At 71.0% G+C, this 19,708-nt stretch carries 16 protein-coding genes and 1 pseudogene; 7 read left to right on the top strand and 10 right to left on the bottom strand.

Going from position 1 to position 19,708, the window contains the following annotated elements; all coding sequences use genetic code 11:
• Positions 1 to 288: 288 nt before the first annotated feature.
• A complete protein-coding gene (locus ACVV2G_RS14930; RefSeq protein ID WP_453843178.1) occupies positions 289 to 2,103 on the top strand; it encodes a tetratricopeptide repeat protein in 1,815 nt (604 codons plus the stop codon).
• A 69-nt stretch (positions 2,104 to 2,172) separates the two neighbouring features.
• Here ACVV2G_RS14930 and ACVV2G_RS14935 read toward each other — a convergent pair whose 3' ends face one another.
• Positions 2,173 to 3,147, bottom strand: a complete 975-nt coding sequence (locus tag ACVV2G_RS14935; protein ID WP_453843179.1) for a M28 family metallopeptidase — start codon at positions 3,145 to 3,147, stop codon at positions 2,173 to 2,175.
• A gap of 302 nt (positions 3,148 to 3,449) precedes the next feature.
• On the opposite strand from ACVV2G_RS14935, the pseudogene ACVV2G_RS14940 reads away from it, so the two are divergent.
• Positions 3,450 to 4,152 (top strand): annotated as a pseudogene (locus tag ACVV2G_RS14940) (transposase); the annotation flags it as partial.
• A gap of 75 nt (positions 4,153 to 4,227) precedes the next feature.
• Here ACVV2G_RS14940 and ACVV2G_RS14945 read toward each other — a convergent pair.
• Positions 4,228 to 4,662, bottom strand: a complete 435-nt coding sequence (locus tag ACVV2G_RS14945) for a MarR family winged helix-turn-helix transcriptional regulator (RefSeq protein ID WP_453843180.1) — start codon at positions 4,660 to 4,662, stop codon at positions 4,228 to 4,230.
• 107 nt (positions 4,663 to 4,769) lie between these two features.
• Between ACVV2G_RS14945 and ACVV2G_RS14950 the strand changes: the two genes are divergently transcribed.
• Positions 4,770 to 5,684 carry an alpha/beta hydrolase gene (locus tag ACVV2G_RS14950; protein WP_453843181.1) on the top strand — a complete coding sequence of 305 codons (915 nt, stop codon included), beginning with the start codon at positions 4,770 to 4,772 and terminating at the stop codon, positions 5,682 to 5,684.
• On the opposite strand, the gene ACVV2G_RS14955 is transcribed toward ACVV2G_RS14950, so the two are convergent.
• From ACVV2G_RS14955 to ACVV2G_RS14990, 8 genes are all read right to left on the bottom strand, one after another.
• A complete protein-coding gene (locus ACVV2G_RS14955) occupies positions 5,666 to 5,950 on the bottom strand; it encodes a GntR family transcriptional regulator (RefSeq protein ID WP_453843182.1) in 285 nt (94 codons plus the stop codon). The two genes, ACVV2G_RS14950 and ACVV2G_RS14955, sit on opposite strands and share 19 nt — an antisense overlap.
• A 104-nt stretch (positions 5,951 to 6,054) precedes the next feature.
• Entirely contained in the window at positions 6,055 to 7,146 is a 1,092-nt protein-coding gene (rarD, locus tag ACVV2G_RS14960; protein WP_453843183.1) for an EamA family transporter RarD, read from the bottom strand.
• A gap of 210 nt (positions 7,147 to 7,356) precedes the next feature.
• Positions 7,357 to 8,211 (bottom strand): SDR family oxidoreductase, encoded by an 855-nt coding sequence (locus ACVV2G_RS14965; RefSeq protein ID WP_453843184.1) that lies wholly within the window; start codon positions 8,209 to 8,211, stop codon positions 7,357 to 7,359.
• A gap of 203 nt (positions 8,212 to 8,414) precedes the next feature.
• Positions 8,415 to 9,416 carry a 2-oxoacid:ferredoxin oxidoreductase subunit beta gene (locus tag ACVV2G_RS14970; protein ID WP_453843308.1) on the bottom strand — a complete coding sequence of 334 codons (1,002 nt, stop codon included), beginning with the start codon at positions 9,414 to 9,416 and terminating at the stop codon, positions 8,415 to 8,417.
• 133 nt (positions 9,417 to 9,549) lie between these two features.
• The gene (locus tag ACVV2G_RS14975) at positions 9,550 to 11,478 is read right to left on the bottom strand and encodes a 2-oxoacid:acceptor oxidoreductase subunit alpha (RefSeq protein WP_453843185.1); all 1,929 of its coding nucleotides are present in this window, start codon (positions 11,476 to 11,478) and stop codon (positions 9,550 to 9,552) included.
• Positions 11,479 to 11,934: 456 nt separating this feature from the next.
• Positions 11,935 to 12,594, bottom strand: coding sequence for a response regulator transcription factor (locus ACVV2G_RS14980; RefSeq protein ID WP_453843309.1), 660 nt, complete (start codon positions 12,592 to 12,594; stop codon positions 11,935 to 11,937).
• Between the two features lie 300 nt (positions 12,595 to 12,894).
• On the bottom strand, positions 12,895 to 14,265 hold the full coding sequence (locus tag ACVV2G_RS14985; protein ID WP_453843186.1) for a sensor histidine kinase: 1,371 nt from the start codon (positions 14,263 to 14,265) through the stop codon (positions 12,895 to 12,897).
• Positions 14,266 to 14,418: 153 nt separating this feature from the next.
• Positions 14,419 to 15,648, bottom strand: coding sequence for a sensor histidine kinase (locus ACVV2G_RS14990; RefSeq protein WP_453843187.1), 1,230 nt, complete (start codon positions 15,646 to 15,648; stop codon positions 14,419 to 14,421).
• A gap of 348 nt (positions 15,649 to 15,996) precedes the next feature.
• On the opposite strand from ACVV2G_RS14990, the gene ACVV2G_RS14995 reads away from it, so the two are divergent.
• The 4 genes from ACVV2G_RS14995 to ACVV2G_RS15010 are packed head-to-tail and all read left to right on the top strand — an operon-like array spanning position 15,997 to position 19,707.
• Positions 15,997 to 16,437, top strand: coding sequence for an NADH-quinone oxidoreductase subunit A (locus ACVV2G_RS14995; RefSeq protein WP_453843188.1), 441 nt, complete (start codon positions 15,997 to 15,999; stop codon positions 16,435 to 16,437).
• On the top strand, positions 16,428 to 17,129 hold the full coding sequence (locus tag ACVV2G_RS15000; protein WP_453843189.1) for an NADH-quinone oxidoreductase subunit B: 702 nt from the start codon (positions 16,428 to 16,430) through the stop codon (positions 17,127 to 17,129). Before ACVV2G_RS14995 ends, ACVV2G_RS15000 begins: the two co-directional genes overlap by 10 nt.
• Complete coding sequence (locus ACVV2G_RS15005; protein WP_453843190.1) at positions 17,126 to 18,742, top strand: NADH-quinone oxidoreductase subunit C; 1,617 nt, start codon at positions 17,126 to 17,128, stop codon at positions 18,740 to 18,742. Before ACVV2G_RS15000 ends, ACVV2G_RS15005 begins: the two co-directional genes overlap by 4 nt.
• Positions 18,739 to 19,707, top strand: coding sequence for a complex I subunit 1/NuoH family protein (locus ACVV2G_RS15010; RefSeq protein ID WP_453843191.1), 969 nt, complete (start codon positions 18,739 to 18,741; stop codon positions 19,705 to 19,707). Before ACVV2G_RS15005 ends, ACVV2G_RS15010 begins: the two co-directional genes overlap by 4 nt.
• Position 19,708: the final 1 nt, after the last annotated feature.

The following is a 19,708-nucleotide window of genomic DNA, read 5'->3' on the forward strand; positions in this document are numbered from 1 at the left end:
CGGGGTCGGGCACGCGCACGCGGATCCGTCCACGTGTACGTGGTCCGGCCCGTCCACGGGAAAGCGCACCTGGACCGTCTGCGAGGAGGCCCACGCGGATCGTCCAACCCGGCAGCGCCCCGCCCGGTACGGCGCGTGACCTCCTGGAACGAGCCTGTGACACCCCGGTGACCCGAGAAGCGCCGGCGAGCGGAGAGACTCGACGGCAGGTGTACGACAGGCATGACAGGCTCTGGACGGTGCGGGAACCGAAACCGCCGACGGAAGCCGCCGATGGGTGGGGGAACGATGTCTCGACTCGGCCGCGAGGAACAACGGGATCACGAGGGCGCCGAGCACTCGCCCGACCCGGCCACGACGCCGATCGACGTCCGCGTGCCGGAGGGCTCCGGCGTACGCAGTGCCTCGGTCGACGGTGCGCTGGTCGTCGCGGCTCCCGGCGAGGAGATCCAGAACGCCGTGCTCAACCGCCTCCACCGCCTCGCCCTCGCCGCCGGCCATCCCGTCCTCGCGACGATCCGCGACGAGCGCCTCGGCTACTCCGTCCCCCTCCGGGTCGACCCGGACGGCTCCAGTCACCTCGCCTCGGAACCCGTCCCGACGGCTCCCGAGGAGAAGGCCGCACGGCAGGACCGGTCCGCGCACGTCCTGCGCTCGGTGGAACCGGTACGGGACAGCGCCCCGACGATCCGCCGGCCGGCGGAACCCGAGCCGCAGCGCTCACCGGCCACCGCTTCCGTGCCGGTGTTCCCGCTGCGCGCCCCGGCGGGACCGGCGGGGGGTACGGCACCCGGCACGGTCGCGCCGCCGACGGGGGAGTTCGGACCGCCGCCCAGGATGGACGGCGGCTCCGAGACCGGAGCCCAGGCCGGGCCCCCGGTCGGACCGCAGGCCGGGCCCTGGACCGGGGTGCCGGCCGGAACGTGCGTCGGGCACGACACCGGGCCCCAGGCCGGCCCTCGGACCGGGCCCCAGGCCGCGGCCGAGACGGTGACCGGGACCGGGACCGGGACCGGGACCGTCGAGGGTGCTCGACCGCGGCCCGCATCGGAGCCGGTGGCCACGCCCGAACCCGTCGTAGGCGCTGACCCACTGCGCCGCCCGGAGCCCGTCACCCGGCGCCAAGCGGCGATCGATCGTCCCGAGCCCGTCGCCTGGCCCGAGCCGATCACCGCCTCCGAGCCCGCGCCGGCCCGCGGGCCCCGGCCCGTCACCGCCACCGCCTCCGAGCCCGCGCCGGCCCGCGGGCCCCGGCCCGTCACCGCCACCGCCACCGCCTCCGAGTCCGCGCCGGCCCGCGGGCCCCGGCCCGTCACCGCCACCGCCACCGCCTCCGAGTCCGCGCCGGCCCGCGGGCCCCGGCCCGTCACCGACGCCCCGCCCGAGCCGGCCCACGCGCCCCAGTCCTTCGGCGCGCCCGCGCCCTTCCGGAGGCCCGAGCCGGCTCCCCTCCCCAAGTCGCTTCCTGCCCCTGCCCCTACCTCTGTCCCGGCCCCCGCCCCCCTCGTCGACCTCGGCCTCGCCCGCACCGTCGGCCCGGGCTCCGACCCCAAGCCCACCCCCGTTCGCGGTTTCGACGCCGTGGCCGAGGCCGTGCTCGGGGACGGACCGCTCACCGCTCCCGGCGACGCCACCACCCCCGCGCTTCTCGCGGAGCCGACCGCCCGTATCAACGAGGCCGTCAAGGAGGGGTGTACGGAGAAAGCGGCGCTCTTGGCGGAGCAGACCGTCACGGAGGCATCCGAAGCGCTGGGGCCGGAGCACCCCGAGGTGCTCCGGCTCCGCGAACTCTCCGCCTACATCGCCTACTTGTCCGGTGACCCGGACCGCGCCTTCCTCCTCTCCCTGGACCTGGCCCGGACACACCGCCGCGCGGGCGACGCGGAGGCCGCCTACGGCAACGTCCAGAGCGCGGCCACCGCCTGGCGGGCCGTGCGCGACCCGGCACGGGGACTGGAGCTCGGGCGCGACCTGGTCGGCCTGTGGGGCGACCTCGCCGCCGAGGAGGGACCGGCCGCGGGCGACACCGAGCAACTGGAGTCCGCTCGCACCCGCATGGGCCGCCTCACCGAACGCGCCCGTGCCCGCGCCGGGACCGGCTGACCGCACGCGCCCGTGCCCTGCCCGCGCCGGGACCGGCTGACCGGACGGCTCCCGCCGGATGCGCCGGTCCTACTGGGACAGTTCCCACATCGCGTACGCGATGGCGTCGCTGTTGCGGTTCAGGGCCGTGTCGTTGATGTTGGCGGTCGTGTCGCAGGACGAGTGGTAGCAGCGGTCGAACGGCTGGCCCGCGGTGCCGCCCCACTTGGCCGCCTGGGCGGACGTCTTGCGGTAGTCGGCGCCGCTGAAGAGGCCGCCGACGGGGACGCCCGCGTTCTTGAAGGGTGCGTGGTCCGAGCGGCCGTCGCCCTGGGTCTCGATCTCCGTGGAGATGCCGAGGCCGGTGAAGTAGTCCTTGAAGGTCCCCTCGATCGTCGGATCGTCGTCGTAGACGAAATAACCGGGGTTGGGCGAACCGATCATGTCGAAGTTCAGGTAGCCGCTGATCTTCGCCCGCCCCGTGGAGCCGAGGCTGTTGACGTAGTGGCGGGAGCCGACCAGTCCCAGCTCCTCCGCGCCCCACCAGGCGAAGCGCAGGTGCTTGGTGGGCTGGTGGCCGGACCGGGCCACGGCGAGGGCGGTCTCCAGGACCGCCGCCGAGCCGGAGCCGTTGTCGTTGATGCCGGGGCCGGAGGAGACACTGTCCAAGTGTGACCCGGCCATGACAACTCTGTCGGTGTCGCCGCCGGGCCAGTCGGCTATGAGGTTGTAGCCGGTGCGTCCGGAGGCGGTGAACTGCTGGACGGTGGTGGTGAAGCCGGCCGCGTCCAGCTTGGCCTTCACGTAGTTGAGGGAGGCCTGGTAGCCGGGGCGGCCGTGGGCGCGGTTGCCGCCGTTCGCCGTGGCGATCGACTGCAGCTGGGTCAGGTGGGCCTTGACGTTGGCTATCGGCACGTCGGGCGCGGCGGCGACGGTCGCGGACCCGGGGGCGGGTGCGGAGCGCTCGGAGGCGGGCGCCGCGCCGGCCACCGAACCGCCGGCCATGAGTGTGGCGACCGCGACGGCACCGGCCGTCAGTGCACGCCCGGACAGGGGGAGCTTCATGTGGGGGGCTCCGAATTCCTAGGAGGCCCCTGGGGAGGGGCCTCGCAGTGAATGGGTGCCTGGATGGTGTGGCCGCGGCTGACCCCCCGTCAAGACCGGTATCCGGCCACGGTCTCGCGATTATCGGAAGCCCCTGGTCACCAGGTGTGCCCTAGTGAACGCAGAACTCGTTCCCTCCGGGTCTCCCAACACTCCGTTCTGGCGTTTCTGGCGCGTGGTCATGGTGGCATCGGTGCTGGTCAAGAACGAGACGAGCGGTTGCGGTTCGGCGTGCCCGTGTGCCGCATCCCTGTGTCCCGTACCAGCGAGCGTTACGGTGCCTGCTCGCCCGCCGCGGCGTCACCTTCCAGCGCACCAAGACCTGGAAGGAGTCGCCCGACCCGGAGCGCGACGCCGAGCTGGACGGCATCGAGGAGGCCCTGGAACGCTTCGCGGACCGCGTGTTCGCGTGCGACGAGTTCAGGCCGCTCGGCATCCGCCCCACCACAGGAGCCGGCTGGGCTCCCGCCGGTCGCTCCGAGCGCCATCCCGCGACCTACCACCGCACCCACGGGGTGCGGTACTTCCACGGCTGCTACTCCATCGGCGACGACCGGCTGTGGGGCGTCAACCGCCACACGACGGGGGGCGGTGAACACCCAGCCGCACTGAGGTCGATCCGGGCCGCGCCCGGACGGCGCCCCGATCTACGTCATCCTGGACAACCTGTCCGCCCACGAGGGCGACAAGATCCGTCGCTGGGCGAAGAAGAACCGCGTCGAGCTGTGCTTCACCCCGACCTACGCCTCCTGGGCCAACCCGATCGAAGCCCATTTCGGGCCTCCGCGACAGTTCACGATGGCGAACTCCCACCACAGCAACCACAGCGTGCAGACCCGGGTCCTCCACGCCTACCTGCGCTGGCGCAACGCCAACGCCCGCCACCCCGACGTCCTCGCGGCGCAGCGTCGCGAACGCGCCCGCATCCGAAGCGAGAAGGGCATCCGCTGGGGCGGACGTCCCTTGCCGTCTCAACCTGAACGATCTGACGAATGCATACGGTCGCAGCCCGAACGTGCAGCAGAGCACCGGACGGGCGAATCACTCGCGCATACGGCCTGACGCGGGCGAGGCGAGCATCGCTGCGAGGATGCGTTGCAGCTCAACGCGGTCCTGGGGGGTGACCCTCGCCAACCTGCGGTCGTACTCCGCCGCGAGGGCTGCAAGTGCTCGATCGCGTGCTTGCGTGCCCTCAGCGGTCAGTGCGAGCCGATGACGCCGCAAGTCCGCCTCGTCGATCTCGCGGCGGATGAAGCCCTTGGCGACGAGGTTGCGAACGTAGACCGTCACGCTCGCCTTGGGCAGCAGCAGCGCAGTCGCGATCTCGGCCGGGTACGGCGATGCCTCCACCTCGGCCAGGACGAAGAACTCCTTCGTCTCCAACCCGAGCTCGGCCAGCTCCCGCGTGCAGGCATCCATCACGACGCCCAGCAGCCGCTGGTTCAGCGTCCACAGCTGCGCCCCGTCCACGGTCATGCGAGCCTCCGTTCAGGTGGTACCGTTTCGTATTGGTTTTAAATTGTACCAGTTGCTGTTTTGTACTGGACTCCTATGCAACAACAACCTCACGAAGGAAGCCACGCATGCTTCAGCACCTCACGATCCCGCGCGGTCCCATCGAACTCGCCGCCGACCTCCACCTGCCCGACGACGCCGACAGCAGCGCACCGCTGCGCGCCGTGGTGCTCTCTACCCCAGGCAGCAGCGTGAAGGAGCAGATCGGCGCCAACTACGCCTCCCGTCTCGCCGCCCGCGGCATCGCGGCGCTCGTCTTCGACCCCGCTCATCAGGGCCAGAGCGGAGGCGAGCCCCGTGACCTCGAAGACCCCTACCGCCGAGGTGAGGACATCTCCTACGCCATCGACGTGCTCACGACGACCCCCGGCATCGACCCGCAGCGCATCGGCGTCCTCGGCATCTGCGCCGGTGGGGGCTACGCCGTGCACACCGCCCGCACGGACCACCGCATCAAGGCGGTCGGCACGGTCGTCCCCAACAACATGGGCACCACATTCCGCAGCTTCCAGCCCGACGGCCCGGCCGCAGCACTCAACGCCCTGGCGAACGCACGTATCGAAGAGGCCCGCTCCGGCGAGACAACCCGTGTGAACTGGCTGCCCGACACCCTCGAGGACGCCACGACAGCGGGCCTGATCGACATTGACACCACTCAAGCCATCACCTACTACCGCACCGAGCGTGGCGGTAACGAACACTCCACAAATCGGCGTCTCTCGCGCAGCGACTCCCTCCTGCTGGGCTATGACGCGTTCCACTTGGCCGATCAGCTCATGACCCAGCCACTACAGGTCATCCTCGCCGGACGCATCGGCAACACCGGCTCCTACGACACCGGCATGCAGCTGTGGAAGCTGGCCCCCAACCCCGTCGACCTCATGGTGATCGACAGCGCCGGCCACTACGAGATGTACGACGAACCCGAATACGTCGACGCTGCCGTCGAACGACTCACCAGCTTCTATGTGAACAACCTGTAAGACATCCGAACCGGCGAACCTATGCGGTCACAGCACTGGTCGTCCTGGTGCTCGTCCTCGCTCTGCTCGGCGGGACCGGCAACGAACGTCCCTTTACCCCGCTCAGTGACGACGAGCCCCCGTTCCCGGAGAACCCGAACAGCTCGGTGGGTTGTCTCACGAGCTGCGCCGTGCCGCTCGCACAGCTCGGCTTCGGACGGGATGCGCGCGCCGGGGGCGAACTCGCCCGCCCGGCTATCCGTGGTCAACGCGTCCAACACCCGCATATACGGGGCTCGGGGAGTGTGCGGCTCCGGGGATCGCTTAGGGACGGGGAGAGCGTTACAACGGGCCAGTCATGGGCGACTTGGACAGGCAGTTCAGCAGCCTTCTAGGGTTTCGCCGCCGGAGCGTCCCGCTGTCCGGACTCGGCGGACTCGGCGGACTCGGCGGACTCGGCGGACTCGGCGGGCTCGGCGGGACCGGTGGCAGGGACTCCGGAGGCCACGATGTCCGACTTCCGCGCGGTGCCGTCCTTGACCGGCGGCACCCCGGTGCCCGCTCGGTCGAGCTGCGCCCTGAGGGTCCGGGCGGTCCGGTGGGCGCTGCGCAGGGCGTCCCAGGTGAGCAGCGTGAGCGCCAGCCAGACCAGCGCGAAACCGGCCCAGCGCTCGGGCGGCATGGCCTCACCGAAGTAGAAGATGCCGAGCAGGAACTGGAAGACCGGGGCCAGGTACTGCAGCAGCCCCAGCGTGGAGAGCGGTACGCGGATCGCCGCCGCGCCGAAGCAGACCAGGGGGATCGCGGTGACCACGCCGGTCGCGGCGAGCAGGGCCGCGTGCCCCGCGCCCTCGGTGGTGAAGGTGGCCTCGCCCTGGGTGCCCAGCCACAGCAGGTAGGCGAGCGCGGGCAGGAACTGGATCGCCGTCTCGGCGGCCAGCGACTCGACGCCGCCGAGGTTGACCTTCTTCTTCACCAGGCCGTACGTGGCGAAGGAGAAGGCGAGGCAGAGGGAGATCCACGGCGGACGTCCGTAGCCGACGGTGAGGACGACCACGGCGGCGAAGCCGGTCCCGACCGCCGCCCACTGCACGGGGCGCAACCGCTCCTTGAGCAGCAGCACGCCCATGGCGATGGTGACCAGCGGGTTGATGAAGTACCCGAGCGAGGCCTCGACGACATGGCCGCTGTTCACGGCCCAGATGTAGACACCCCAGTTGACGGTGATGACCGCGGCGGCCACGGCGATCAGTCCGAGCCTCCGCGGCTGCCGCAGCAACTCGCCGGCCCAGGCCCAGCGTCGTACGACGAGCAGGGCTACGGCGACGAAGGCGAGGGACCACACCATCCGGTGGGCGAGGATCTCCCCGGCCCCGGCGGGCTTGAGCAGCGGCCAGAACAGCGGGACGAGCCCCCACATCCCGTACGCCGCGAAGCCGTTCAGCAGGCCTATTCGCTGCTCACTCCTGGACGACCCGGCCACGGGAACCTCCTGCTCGCGCTACGGCGTGCGGGGAAGGACGCGCGCCACGACGAAGGTAGCGCCGCACCCGGCCTCCTGTCATGCCCGTATCGCCATACGGTCATGACAGGAAACGGGAAGCGGGAAGCGGAATGCGGGCGAGGGCGGGGATGGGGGTGGGGGTGGGGGTGGACCTGGGCGTGGTGGCGTGTGGCAGGCCGCAGGCCGGCGTCAGCCCTTGAGTGCGGCGGAGACGGCTTCGGCGAGCGGTGTGGTCGGGCGGCCGGTCAGGCGGGACAGGTCGCCCGTGGAGACGACCAGCTCGCCCTTCTCGATGGCGCCGTCCACGCCCGCGAGGACGGCGGCCAGCGGTCCGGGCAGCCCGGCGCCGGTGAGGATGCCGGTGTAGGCGTCGGTGGAGACGGGGGTGTAGGCGATCTCCTTGCCGGTCTGCCGGCTCAGTTCGGCGGCGTACTCGGCGAAGCTCCACGCCTCGTCGCCGCCCAGTTCGTACGCCGTGTTCGCGTGGCCCTCGCCGGTCAGTACGGCGACGGCGGCGGCCGCGTAGTCGGCGCGGGCGGCGGAGGAGACCCGGCCCTCGCCGGCGGCCTGCACGACGGCGCCGTGCTCCAGGACCGGGGCGAGCTGCTCGGTGTAGTTCTCGTGGTACCAGCCGTTGCGCAGGAGCACGTACGGCAGGCCCGAGCCGACCAGTACGTCCTCGGTGGCGCGGTGGTCGTCGGCGAGCGCGGCCGTAAGGCTGCTGGGGGCGCTGGTGTAGGCGAGCAGGGCGACGCCGGCCTTCTTCGCCGCCTCGATCACGACCGTGTGCTGCTGGACGCGGCCCTTGTCGAACTCGTTGCCGGAGATCAGCAGCACCCGGTCCCCGGCCGCGAACAGGCCGTCGAAGGTCTCGGGGCTGTTGTAGTCGGCGACCGCCGGTCGGACGCCGCGGGCGGCGAGGTCGGCGGCCTTGTCCCGGTCGCGGACGACCGCGGTGACCTGGTCGGCCGGCACCTTCTCCAGCAACTGCCGCACGACGTGGCGGCCGAGGTGTCCGGTGGCTCCGGTGATGACGATGCTCATGGCTTCGGTGCTCCTTGTGGGGTGCGGTATCGCTGACCCTAAAGCGTGCGCTAACTGATGGATAGTGCCCACTTCAAGGTAAGGTACTTACCAGAAGGTTAGTGCGCAGGCGTGTCCGCTCCCACGGCCCGGTGGCGACGGCATGCGACGAGGCCCGGGCGTTTCCGCCCGGGCCTCGTCGAAACCGCGCACCACCGCCGACGTCAGCCGACGACCGTCCAGGTGTCGCCGCCGGCGAGCAGCGCGGCGAGGTCGCCCTTGCCGTCCTTCTCGACGGCGGTGTCGAGCTGGTCCGACATCAGCGTGTCGTAGACCGGCCGCTCGACGGAGCGCAGGACGCCGATCGGGGTGTGGTGCAGGGTGTCCGGGTCGGCGAGCCGGGACAGGGCGAACGCGGTGGTCGGGGACGCGGCGTGCGCGTCGTGGACCAGGATGTCCGCCTCGTTGTCCGCGGTGACCGTGACGACCTTCAGGTCACCGGTTCCCGGGTCGCGCACGACGCCCTGGGAACCCTCGGCTCCGAAACGGATCGGCTGCCCGTGTTCGAGGCGGATCACCGCCTCCTCGGCCTGCTGCCTGTCCTTCAGGGCGTCGAAGGCGCCGTCGTTGAAGATGTTGCAGTTCTGGTAGATCTCGATCAGAGCTGTGCCCGGGTGCTCGGCGGCCTGGCGCAGGACCTCGGTGAGGTGCTTGCGGTCGGAGTCGACGGTCCGGGCGACGAAGGACGCCTCCGCGCCGAGGGCGAGGGAGACCGGGTTGAAGGGTGCGTCCAGGGAGCCCATCGGAGTCGACTTGGTGATCTTGCCGACCTCGGAGGTGGGGGAGTACTGGCCCTTGGTCAGGCCGTAGATCCGGTTGTTGAAGAGCAGGATCTTGAGGTTGACGTTGCGGCGCAGGGCGTGGATGAGGTGGTTGCCGCCGATGGACAGCGCGTCGCCGTCACCGGTCACGACCCACACGGACAGGTCGCGGCGGGAGGAGGCGAGCCCCGTGGCGATGGCGGGGGCGCGGCCGTGGATGGAGTGCATCCCGTAGGTGTTCATGTAGTACGGGAAGCGGGAGGAACACCCGATGCCGGAGACGAAGACGATGTTCTCCTTCGCCAGGCCGAGCTGGGGCATGAAACCCTGCACGGCGGCGAGGATGGCGTAGTCACCGCAGCCGGGGCACCAGCGCACTTCCTGATCGGACTTGAAGTCCTTCATGGACTGCTTGCCCTCGGCCCGGGGGACCAGGGAAAGCGCCTGAACAGTGCCAGTGCCAGTGCCAGTGCCGGTACCGGTGTCGGCGCTGCCGGTGCCAGAGCCGGTACCCGCCCGCTTCGCTTCCGTGGACGTCTCAGCCATCGATGGCCTCCTTCAGGACCGTGGCGAGTTGTTCCGCCTTGAACGGCATGCCGTTGACCTGGTTGTACGACTGCGCCTCGACCAGGTACTTGGCCCGGACGAGCGTGGCGAGCTGGCCGAGGTTCATCTCGGGGATCACGACCTTGTCGTACCGCCCCAGCACCGCTGCGAGGTTGCGCGGGAACGGATTGAGGTGACGCAGGTGCGCCTGCGCGACCGCGTGACCGGCGGTGCGCAGACGGCGCACGGCCGCCGTGATGGGGCCGTACGTCGACCCCCAGCCCAGCACCAGGGTCCTCGCGCCGTCCGGGTCGTCGACCTCCAGGTCGGGGACGTCGATGCCGTCGATCTTGGCCTGGCGGGTGCGGACCATGAACTCGTGGTTGGCCGGGTCGTACGAGATGTTCCCGGTGCCGTCCTGCTTCTCGATGCCGCCGATCCGGTGCTCCAGACCGGCAGTGCCCGGCACCGCCCAGGGGCGGGCGAGGGTGCGCGGGTCCCGCTTGTAGGGCCAGAACACCTTCGTACCGTCGTCCAGGGTGTGGTTGGGGCCCCGCGTGAACTGCACCGCGAGGTCCGGCAGCTCGTCCGGTTCCGGAATGCGCCACGGCTCACTGCCGTTGGCCAGGTAACCGTCCGAGAGCAGGAAGACGGGGGTGCGGTACGTCAGCGCGATCCGGGCCGCCTCCAGAGCGGCGTCGAAGCAGTCGGCCGGGGTGCGCGGGGCGACCACCGGGACCGGCGCCTCGCCGTTGCGCCCGTACATCGCCTGGAGCAGGTCCGCCTGCTCGGTCTTGGTCGGCAGCCCGGTGGACGGCCCGCCCCGCTGGATGTCCACGATCAGCAGCGGCAGTTCCAGGGAGACCGCGAGTCCGATGGTCTCGCTCTTGAGCGCCACTCCCGGGCCGCTCGTCGTCGTCACGGCCAGCGAGCCGCCGAACGCGGCACCCAGCGCCGCACCGATGCCCGCGATCTCGTCCTCGGCCTGGAAGCTCCGCACACCGAAGTTCTTGTGCCTGCTCAGCTCGTGCAGGATGTCGGAGGCCGGGGTGATGGGGTACGAGCCGAGGAAGAGCGGCAGATCGGCCTGGCGGGCAGCGGCGATCAGGCCGTAGGACAGCGCCAGGTTCCCGGAGATGTTGCGGTACACGCCCGGCGGGAACGCCCTCGCCGCCGGCGCCACCTCGTAGGAGACCGCGAAGTCCTCCGTGGTCTCACCGAAGTTCCAGCCCGCCCGGTAGGCCGCGATGTTCGCGGCGGCGATGTCGGGCTTCTTCGCGAACTTCGACCTCAGGAACTTCTCCGTGCCCTCGGTCGGCCGGTGGTACATCCAGCTCAGCAGCCCGAGCGCGAACATGTTCTTGCTGCGTTCGGCCTCTTTGCGGGTGAGGTCGAACTCCTTGAGGGCCTCGACGGTCAGCGTGGTCAACGGCACCGGATGCAGGTGGTACCCGTCGAGGGAACCGTCCTCCAGGGGCGACGTGTCGTAACCGACCTTCTGCATCGCCCGCTTGGTGAACTCGTCCGTGTTGACGATGATCTCCGCGCCGCGCGGCATGTCGTCGATGTTCGCCTTCAACGCGGCCGGATTCATCGCGACCAGCACGTTGGGGGCGTCACCGGGGGTGAGGATGTCGTGGTCGGCGAAGTGCAGCTGGAAGGACGAGACACCCGGCAGAGTGCCGGCGGGTGCCCGGATCTCGGCCGGGAAGTTCGGCAGCGTCGACAGGTCGTTGCCGAACGACGCGGTCTCCGAGGTGAAACGGTCGCCGGTGAGCTGCATCCCGTCGCCCGAGTCTCCCGCGAACCGGATGATCACCCGGTCCAGCCGGCGGACGTCCTTCGCCCCGACCGGTTTGCGCTGCTCTCCTACGACGGTTCCGTCGGTCTGCTCCGCTGGGCTGCTGACCTGGCTGGTCACTGAAGTGGACCTCCCTCGAGGCGGCTGTCCGAGGAACGGTCTTTTACCGGCCGTCCCAGGATCAACCCTACGTCCGCAAGGGTTTACTTCCGGTGGACATTCGCATGATGGACACGACCCCGAGACGGCCCGCCGGACCGGCGGCCCCCGGTTTCCCCGCCTCCCGGCACCTGTGCGGACGCGCCCTGCCCGCGCTCCGGTTTCTCATCCGGGCGGATGAGAAACCGGTCAGCTGCAGGTCAGACGCGGGTCAGCTGCCGAGCGGTCGGCCCCGGACGCGATTCCCGGGGCGTGGGACGCCGCCCTGTCGATGCTCGGGACACTTGATGCGCGGCACGGACGCTTGGCGGTCGGGCGTCGGGCGTCGGGCACCGGCATCGGGACGTGGACCCGGCGTCGGAACGCTCGGCGTCACGTCTGCGGCCGCACGGGCGTCGGATGCCGGGACGCGCGACGTCAGGAGTTGAGATACGTGAGGACGGCGAGCACTCGCCGGTGATCACCGTCGCTCGGGGACAGACCCAGCTTCATGAAGATGTTGCTGACGTGCTTCTCGACCGCCCCGTCGCTCACGACGAGCTGCCGCGCGATCGCCGAGTTCGTCCGTCCCTCGGCCATGAGGCCCAGAACCTCCCGCTCCCGGGGAGTGAGCCCCGCCAGCACGTCCTGCTTGCGGCTGCGCCCGAGCAACTGCGCGACCACCTCCGGGTCCAGGGCCGTACCGCCCTGCGCGACGCGCACCACCGCGTCCACGAACTCCCGGACCTCGGCCACCCGGTCCTTGAGCAGGTAGCCGACGCCGCGACTGGAACCGGCCAGCAGCTCCGTGGCGTAGCGCTCCTCGACGTACTGCGACAGCACCAGGACGCCGAGGCCGGGGTGGGCCTTGCGCAGTTGCACGGAGGCGCGAACGCCCTCGTCGGTGTGGGTCGGCGGCATCCGTACGTCGGCCACCACGACGTCCGGCAGTTCACCCTGCGCGTCCAGCTCGGCAATGGTCTTGATCAGTGCCTCCCCGTCGCCGACACCGGCCACGACCTCATGCCCGCGGTCGGTCAGCAATCGGGTCAGCCCCTCCCTGAGCAGCACTGAATCCTCGGCGATGACCACCCGCACCCTGTCCTCCACGATCCTCGGCCCCCCACAGCCCGTCCACCTCACGGCCCGCGCGGCCCGCGCCGCGTTCACGAACCGTCCGTGTGACAGGCCCAGCATTCCAGCATCCGGGGCCGAATGCTTCAGGGCAACGGAGAAGAGGGGGAGGACCGGAACGTCGAGGGCCGGGCTAGGCGCGGTGGTCCCGTGGCCCCTGCGGGGTGTCCCGCGCGTCGGCCCTCGCTGCGCTCACGCGGTGGCCGCACCCTGGCACCGGTGGTGCTCACACGATGTCCCACGCGCGCCCGCCGCCGCGGTGCCTCACTTGGTCGCCAGCTCGCTCCGCCACGGCAGCTCCGCAGTCACCCGGGTCGGCCCGCCGGCCGGCGAGTCCACCACGAGGATCCCGTCCACCGCGCCGAGCCGCTCCGCCAGTCCCGCCAGTCCGGAGCCGGCCGACACGTCCGCTCCGCCCATGCCGTTGTCCACGATCTGGAGCATCAGCCGGTCCTCCACCCGCCACACCTCCACGGCGGCCGACGTGGCCCGCGCGTGCTTGCTGACGTTCTGCAGCAGCTCCGACACCGTGAAGTACGCGATGCCCTCGATGGCCGAAGCCGGCCGCTCCACCAGGTCGACCTCCACCCGCACCGGCACGGTGCAGCGCGAGGCGACCGCCGACAGGGCCGCGTCCAGGCCGCGGTCGGTCAGGACCGCCGGGTGGATGCCTCGGGCCAGGTCCCGCAGCTCCTGGAGGGCCGTCTTCACCTCGCCGTGCGCCTCGTCCACCATGATCGCCGCCGCCTGCGGATCCTCCCTGAGCTTCTCCTTCGCCAGCCCGAGGTCCATGGCCAGGTTGACCAGACGGGCCTGAGCCCCGTCGTGCAGGTCGCGCTCGATGCGCCGCAGGTCGGCCGCGGCCGTGTCGACGACGACACCACGGTCCGACTCCAGCTCCACGACCCGCGTCGCCAGCCGGGACGGTCCCAGCAGCCCGTGCACCATCAACCGGTCCACCGTCGTCAGCGCCCGGATGATCCACGGCGTGGCCAGCGTGAACAGGAGTCCGACCAGCGCGGTCAGAGTGATCTCGAAGGGATTGTCCAGATAGACGCGATGCGTCTCGTCGCCGTACAGCTGGAGCCCGTCCTGCCCGGCGTACATGGGGAACACCCAGAACCACAGCGGATACGTCAGCATCGCCCAGCCGACCGCCCAGAAGTTCACGGCGACGACGAACGAGAACACCGACCACGGGAACTGCAGAACCGCGTACAGCAGGCTCCGCCAGGAGGTGCCGCTCTTGAGCGTGGCGCCCATCCAGCCCATCGCGCCCTGCTTCTTCCGCCGCACCGGCTCCGGGTCTGCCACCTGGAGACCCAGCAGCGCACGCGCACGTACCCGTTCCATGGCACCGAAGCCCCGGCACCCCGCGAGTGTCGCCGCCAGCACCGGGACCCCCAGAAACGTCACCAGCAGGCCGGCTCCCAGCGACACCATCGTGACGGCGTAGGTGAAGAGCAGGACCCCGATCGGCAGGCCCAGCAGCACATAACCGAACTCCCTCCAGCTGCGCGCCTCGAAGGGCGCCCGCACCCCCGCCGGCAACCGGTGGTTTCGCGGCGCACCGGCGTCCCCGGGGAAGCCGGACCCGCTTGCGAATCCGTAATCCTGTCCGTAATCCGTGGCCATCGATGCCGTCCTTCTCCTCGTCCTACGGCTGTGCTGTCGTAACTCCACCCTCCTGGACCGCGCACCCGCGGGCCATGGAGCCCGTCGGCGTTCGGGAAGGGGGGTTTTCCCCACCCCCGCGGTGCGATCGCCGATCCGTCGGCCCGTGGCCGGTCACCTCGTCCCGGAGGCACGCGAAGGGTCCTCGGCGGCCGTGCGGTCGCGCCACGGCAGCTCGGCCGTGACCGCGGTGGGGCCGCCCTCCGGCGAGTCGACGACGAAGAGACCGTCGACGGCCGCCAACCGGTCGGCGAGGCCCTTCATCCCCGTGCCGCCGTCGAGGCGCGCGCCGCCGCGACCGTCGTCCTCCACCTGTATGAGCAGCCGGTCGGACGACCGCCAGACCTCCACGGCGACGGACTTCGCCCCGCTGTGCTTGCTGACGTTCTGGAGCAGCTCCGAGACGGTGAAGTAGGCGATGCCCTCGATGGCCGCCGCGGGGCGCTCCGCCAGGTCGACGGTCACCTTGACGGGCACGGTGCAGCGGGAGGCGACCGAGGAGAGCGCCGCGTCCAGGCCGCGGTCGGTCAGGACGGCGGGATGGATGCCGCGTGCCAGGTCCCGCAGCTCCTGCAGCGCCAGTTTCACCTCGCCGTGCGCCTCGTCGACCATGGCGGCGGCGGTGTCCGGGTCCTCCAGGAGCTTCTCCTTGGCCAGCCCCAGTCCCATGGCCAGGTTGACCAGACGGGCCTGCGCGCCGTCGTGCAGGTCGCGCTCGATGCGCCGCAGGTCGGCCGCGGCCGTGTCCACCACGATCCCCCGGTCGGACTCCAGCTCGGCGATGCGCCGCTCCAGCTCGTCGGACGGGGACAGCAGGCCTCGGACCATCGCCCGGTCGACGTTGGTCAGGCCCCGCGCGATGAACGGCAGGACCGGCCACAGCACGAACAGCGACGTCAACGTGATGACGAAGGTGAAGACACCCCACGGGAGCCGTATGAAGTCGTACAGGACCGTGCGCCAGCCCACCGGGTCCTTCAGCGCCATCCACAACTGCGGGAAGAACCCGTCCTTGCCCCGCAACGGCAGCGGGCTCGGCTCGTCCACCCGCACCCCCAGCAGCGCCCGGGCCCGGCCCCGCTCCAGCTTGCCCAACTGGCGCGCACCCATCAGTCCGCCCGCCAGCAGCGGGAAGCCGATCACCGTGACCGTCAACCCGACACCGACGGACAGCATCGTCACGACGTAGACGAAAGCGAGCAGCGACGCCGGGAAATTCGCCAGCAGGTGGGCGATCTCCTTCCAGGTGTACCGGTCGTAGGCGAAGCGGGCCGGCGGCAGGCGGTCGCCGGGCCCTGTGTCGGCGTACCCGCCGGGGGGCGGTGTCGAGAGGCGTTCGGTCATACGAGTCAGCGTGCCGTGCGGCGCAGCACCGCGCCATGAGGTGGACCGCCGGGATGCACTGAGGAAAACCCCACCCCCGCACCCCAAGGTGCGACGGGCTGCTTACCGTCCCTTTATCAGGCCCTAGACTCCCGTGCGTACAGATCGTCGAACGGCAGCGTTCAGGACAGCGGCGTTCAGGACAGCGCCGTTCAGCGCGTCGGCGTTGACACAGACGTGCAGGGCAGAGACGTGCAGGACAGAGACGTGCAGGGCAGAGACGTGCAGGACAGAGACGTGCAGGACAGAGACGTGCAGGGCAGAGACGTGCAGGACAGTGGCGTCCGTGACAGGGAGTGAGGGACGGACATGCCGGAACCGACCGTCGGTGACGTCACCGTCGGCGATGTACCCGCCGCCGACGCGACCGTCGGCCTCGCCGCGGACTACTTCCAGTCCTACTCGGTCGTCGGCCTGCTCGCCGTCGTCGGGGTGCTCTTCGTCGCCGTCGCCTTCGGAGCCGGACGCCTGCTGCGGCCCGTGGTCCCGACGCCCGAGAAGCTGCTGACGTACGAGTGCGGTGTCGACCCCGTGGGCGAGGGCTGGGCCCACACCCAGGTCCGCTACTACGTCTACGCGTTCCTCTACGTGATCTTCGCCGTCGACTCCATCTTCCTCTTCCCCTGGGCGACGGTCTTCGCCGGTCCCGGCTACGGCGCGACGACCCTCGTGGAGATGTTCATCTTCCTCGGCTTCCTGGCCGTGGGCCTGTTGTACGCATACAAGAAGGGCGTCCTGTCGTGGACGTGAACCCCTCCGAGCCCGTGCTTCTCCCCGAGCCCCAGAAGCTGGGCGCGCTCTCGCGCCTCGCCCCCGAGCCGATGAAGGTCGTCCTGAACTGGGGCCGCCGGTACTCCCTGTGGGTCTTCAACTTCGGCCTCGCCTGCTGCGCCATCGAGTTCATCGCCGCGTCGATGGCCCGCCACGACTTCATCCGGCTCGGTGTCATCCCGTTCGCGCCGGGGCCCCGCCAGGCCGACCTGATGGTGGTGTCCGGCACGGTGACCGACAAGATGGCGCCCGCCGTCAAGCGCCTGTACGAGCAGATGCCCGAGCCGAAGTACGTCATCTCCTTCGGCGCCTGCTCCAACTGCGGTGGCCCTTACTGGGACTCCTACTCCGTGACGAAGGGCGTCGACCAGATCATCCCCGTCGACGTCTACGTCCCCGGCTGCCCGCCGCGCCCCGAGGCGCTGCTCCAGGGCATCCTGAAACTCCAGGAGAAGATCGCGCGGGAGTCGCTGGGCGAGCGGTACGGTGTCTCGCCCCGGCCGTCGGCCGCCGCCCTGCAGAGCGGTCTGGTGCGGCCACCGGCCACGGACGCCGCCACGTCCCCGGACACCGCCACCTCCCCGGACGCCGCCGTGGGCCAGACCTCGGGCTCGGCTTCGGGTTCGGGCTCGGCTTCGGGCTCGGCTTCGGACTCGGGGGAGGCCCGATGAGCGCGGTCGGCTGGCTGCCTGCCGACACCGGGGAACTCTTCGGCACGGAGGCCACGGCCGAGGAGTCGTACGACGTCCTCACCGTGGACGTGCCGCCGGTGTCCTGGATCCCCGCCCTGGAGACCGCGCGCGACCGACTGGGCTGCAGCTACTTCGACTGGCTGAGCGCGGTCGACGAACCGGGCACCGGGTTCCGCGTCGCAGCGCATGTCGTGGCGCTCGGACCGGTACGCCGGCTGCTGCTGCGTACGACGGTTCCGCACGAGGCCCCGGTCCTGCCCACCGCCGTCTCGGTGTACGCGGGCGCGGCCTGGCACGAGCGCGAGACCCATGAGATGTTCGGCGTCGCCTTCGAGGACCACCCCGCCCTGGACCACCTGCTCCTGCCGGAGGGCTTCGAGGGCCACCCCCTGCGGAAGGACTTCGTCCTGGCCGCCCGCGTCGCCAAGGCCTGGCCCGGGGCCAAGGAGCCCGGAGAGTCCGAACACGGTGGCCCCCGGCGCCGCCAGATGCTGCCGCCCGGTGTTCCCGACCCCAACGAGTGGGGCCCGCTGAAGGGCCAGCTGCCTCCCGCTCCGGCCCGCCCGGCCCGCGGGGCGGGACGTGCGGCGGGGGAGCGCCCGGCTCGCGCGGCAGGAGAACGCCCTGCCCGCCGGACCCGTACGGCCACCGAGGGCTCCGCCAGCCAGACGGCAGCCGGGGGAGAGGTATCGGTGACTCCTCGCCGTTCGCGTACGGCGGCCGAGGGCTCCGCCAGCCAGACGACCGCACCCGCCACGGAGCCCTCGGCCACCCCGGCGGTCCGTCGCACGCGCAGTGCCGGTCAGGGTTCCGCGTCCCAGCGAACGGGCGTCCCGTCGGAGGAGCCCGCCGAGGCGTCGACGGCCGAGAACGACCCGACAGAGAAGGACCCGGCCGGGCAGGACGTCGGTGGGGCGGCTGCCCCGCGGACCCGACGTGCGCGCAGCGCGAGCGAGGGCTCGGCGTCCCAGCGGCCCGGTCCGGGAGGCAACGCAACCCCTCGGCGAGCCCGGAGTGCGTCGGAAGGTTCAGCGAGTCAGCGCTCCGCCGCCGACGCAGGAACGCCGCACGAGACGGCAGCCGATCCCGCCTCCCCTCCCGGCGACGACACGACGACGTCCTCGCGTACCGGGGAACCGGCCCGGCAGGCGGCCCCTTCCGCACCGCGCAGCCCGGACGCCCCCTGGCACCACGCCCGCCCTGCTTTCGGTGAGGACGAGCAAGGCGACGAGCCGGACCGACGTCAAGAACCGCAGCCGGGACAGGGGCAGACGCGAGCGCGGCAACAGGGACAGAACCCGGAGCCGGAGCCGGAGCCCGGGCAGGGCGGCGAAGCGGGCTCCGGCTCCAGGTCGACGGCAGGCCCAGAGGCACCCGAAGAGGCAGAAGCCGTGAACGAGCCCGGCACTCCCCGGTTGACCGGCCCCTCGGCAGAGCCCGACATCCGTGCGGGAGCCGATGCCTCGGACGGGTCCGACGCCACCGACACCTCCCCGGACCACCCCGGTTCCCCGGACCACCCCGGTTCCCAGGACCCCCCCGAATCCCAGGACTCTCCGAACCGCCCGAACTCCCCAGGAGGCCCGCAGTGAACGACGCACTCGACGTCACCCTGCGCCTCCTGATCGTCTTCGTCGTCTTCCTCACCTTCCCCCTGATCGTGGGCCAGACCGAGCACAAGGTGATGGCCCACATGCAGGGCCGCCTCGGCCCGATGTACGCCGGCGGCTTCCACGGCTGGGCCCAGCTCGTCGCGGACGGTGTGAAGTTCGCGCAGAAGGAGGATGTGGTCCCCGCCGACGCGGACCGACGCATCTTCCGGCTCGCCCCCGCCGTGGCGCTGTTGCCGTACCTCCTGGTTCTCCTGGCGATTCCCGTCGGCCCCGGTGAGGGCGCGGTGGGCCAGGTCGTCGACGCCGGTGTCTTCTTCGTCCTCGCCGTCATGGGAGTGGGCGTCCTCGGCTCGCTCATGGCCGGCTGGGCCTCCGCCAACAAGTTCTCCCTCCTCGGCGGCCTGCGCACGGCCGCCCAGCTCCTCGCCTACGAACTGCCGATGCTGCTGACCGCCGCCTCCGTCGCGATGGCGGCCGGCACGGTCTCACTGGTCGGTATCCTCGACGCCTTCGAGTGGTGGTGGCTGCCCTGGCAGATCGTGGGTGCGATCGTCTTCTTCGTCGCCGGGCTGGCCGAACTGCAACGCCCCCCGTTCGACATGCCGGTCGCCGACTCGGAGATCATCTTCGGCGCCTACACCGAGTACACCGGCCTGCGTTTCGCCTTGTTCCTCCTTGCCGAGTACGCCGGGATCGTCGTCCTGTGCGGCCTCACCACCGTCCTGTTCCTGGGCGGCTGGCACGGCCCCTGGGGTGCCGACGGTCTCGGCTGGGTGTGGACCCTGCTGAAGGCAGCCGTACTCGCCTTCGTGGTGATCTGGCTGCGCGTCACCTATCCGCGCCTCCGCGAGGACCAGCTCCAGAAACTCTCCTGGACCCTCCTCGTTCCCCTCTCCCTCGCCCAGATCGCCCTCACCGGCATCGTCAAGGTGGTGATCGCGTAAC

Source organism: Streptomyces sp. JK94 (assembly GCF_053613315.1).

Bases quoted from the DNA above. Each gene is read 5' to 3' on its own strand.
- ACVV2G_RS14950 (WP_453843181.1), top strand. From the start codon at position 4,770: ATGCTTCAGCACCTCACGATCCCGCGCGGTCCCATCGAACTCGCCGCC.
- ACVV2G_RS14970 (WP_453843308.1), bottom strand. From the start codon at position 9,416: ATGAAGGACTTCAAGTCCGATCAGGAAGTGCGCTGGTGCCCCGGCTGC.
- ACVV2G_RS14990 (WP_453843187.1), bottom strand. From the start codon at position 15,648: ATGACCGAACGCCTCTCGACACCGCCCCCCGGCGGGTACGCCGACACA.
- ACVV2G_RS14945 (WP_453843180.1), bottom strand. From the start codon at position 4,662: ATGACCGTGGACGGGGCGCAGCTGTGGACGCTGAACCAGCGGCTGCTG.
- ACVV2G_RS14930 (WP_453843178.1), top strand. From the start codon at position 289: ATGTCTCGACTCGGCCGCGAGGAACAACGGGATCACGAGGGCGCCGAG.
- ACVV2G_RS14955 (WP_453843182.1), bottom strand. From the start codon at position 5,950: ATGCGGGTGTTGGACGCGTTGACCACGGATAGCCGGGCGGGCGAGTTC.
- ACVV2G_RS14965 (WP_453843184.1), bottom strand. From the start codon at position 8,211: ATGAGCATCGTCATCACCGGAGCCACCGGACACCTCGGCCGCCACGTC.
- ACVV2G_RS14985 (WP_453843186.1), bottom strand. From the start codon at position 14,265: ATGGCCACGGATTACGGACAGGATTACGGATTCGCAAGCGGGTCCGGC.
- ACVV2G_RS15005 (WP_453843190.1), top strand. From the start codon at position 17,126: ATGAGCGCGGTCGGCTGGCTGCCTGCCGACACCGGGGAACTCTTCGGC.
- ACVV2G_RS14995 (WP_453843188.1), top strand. From the start codon at position 15,997: ATGCCGGAACCGACCGTCGGTGACGTCACCGTCGGCGATGTACCCGCC.
- ACVV2G_RS14935 (WP_453843179.1), bottom strand. From the start codon at position 3,147: ATGAAGCTCCCCCTGTCCGGGCGTGCACTGACGGCCGGTGCCGTCGCG.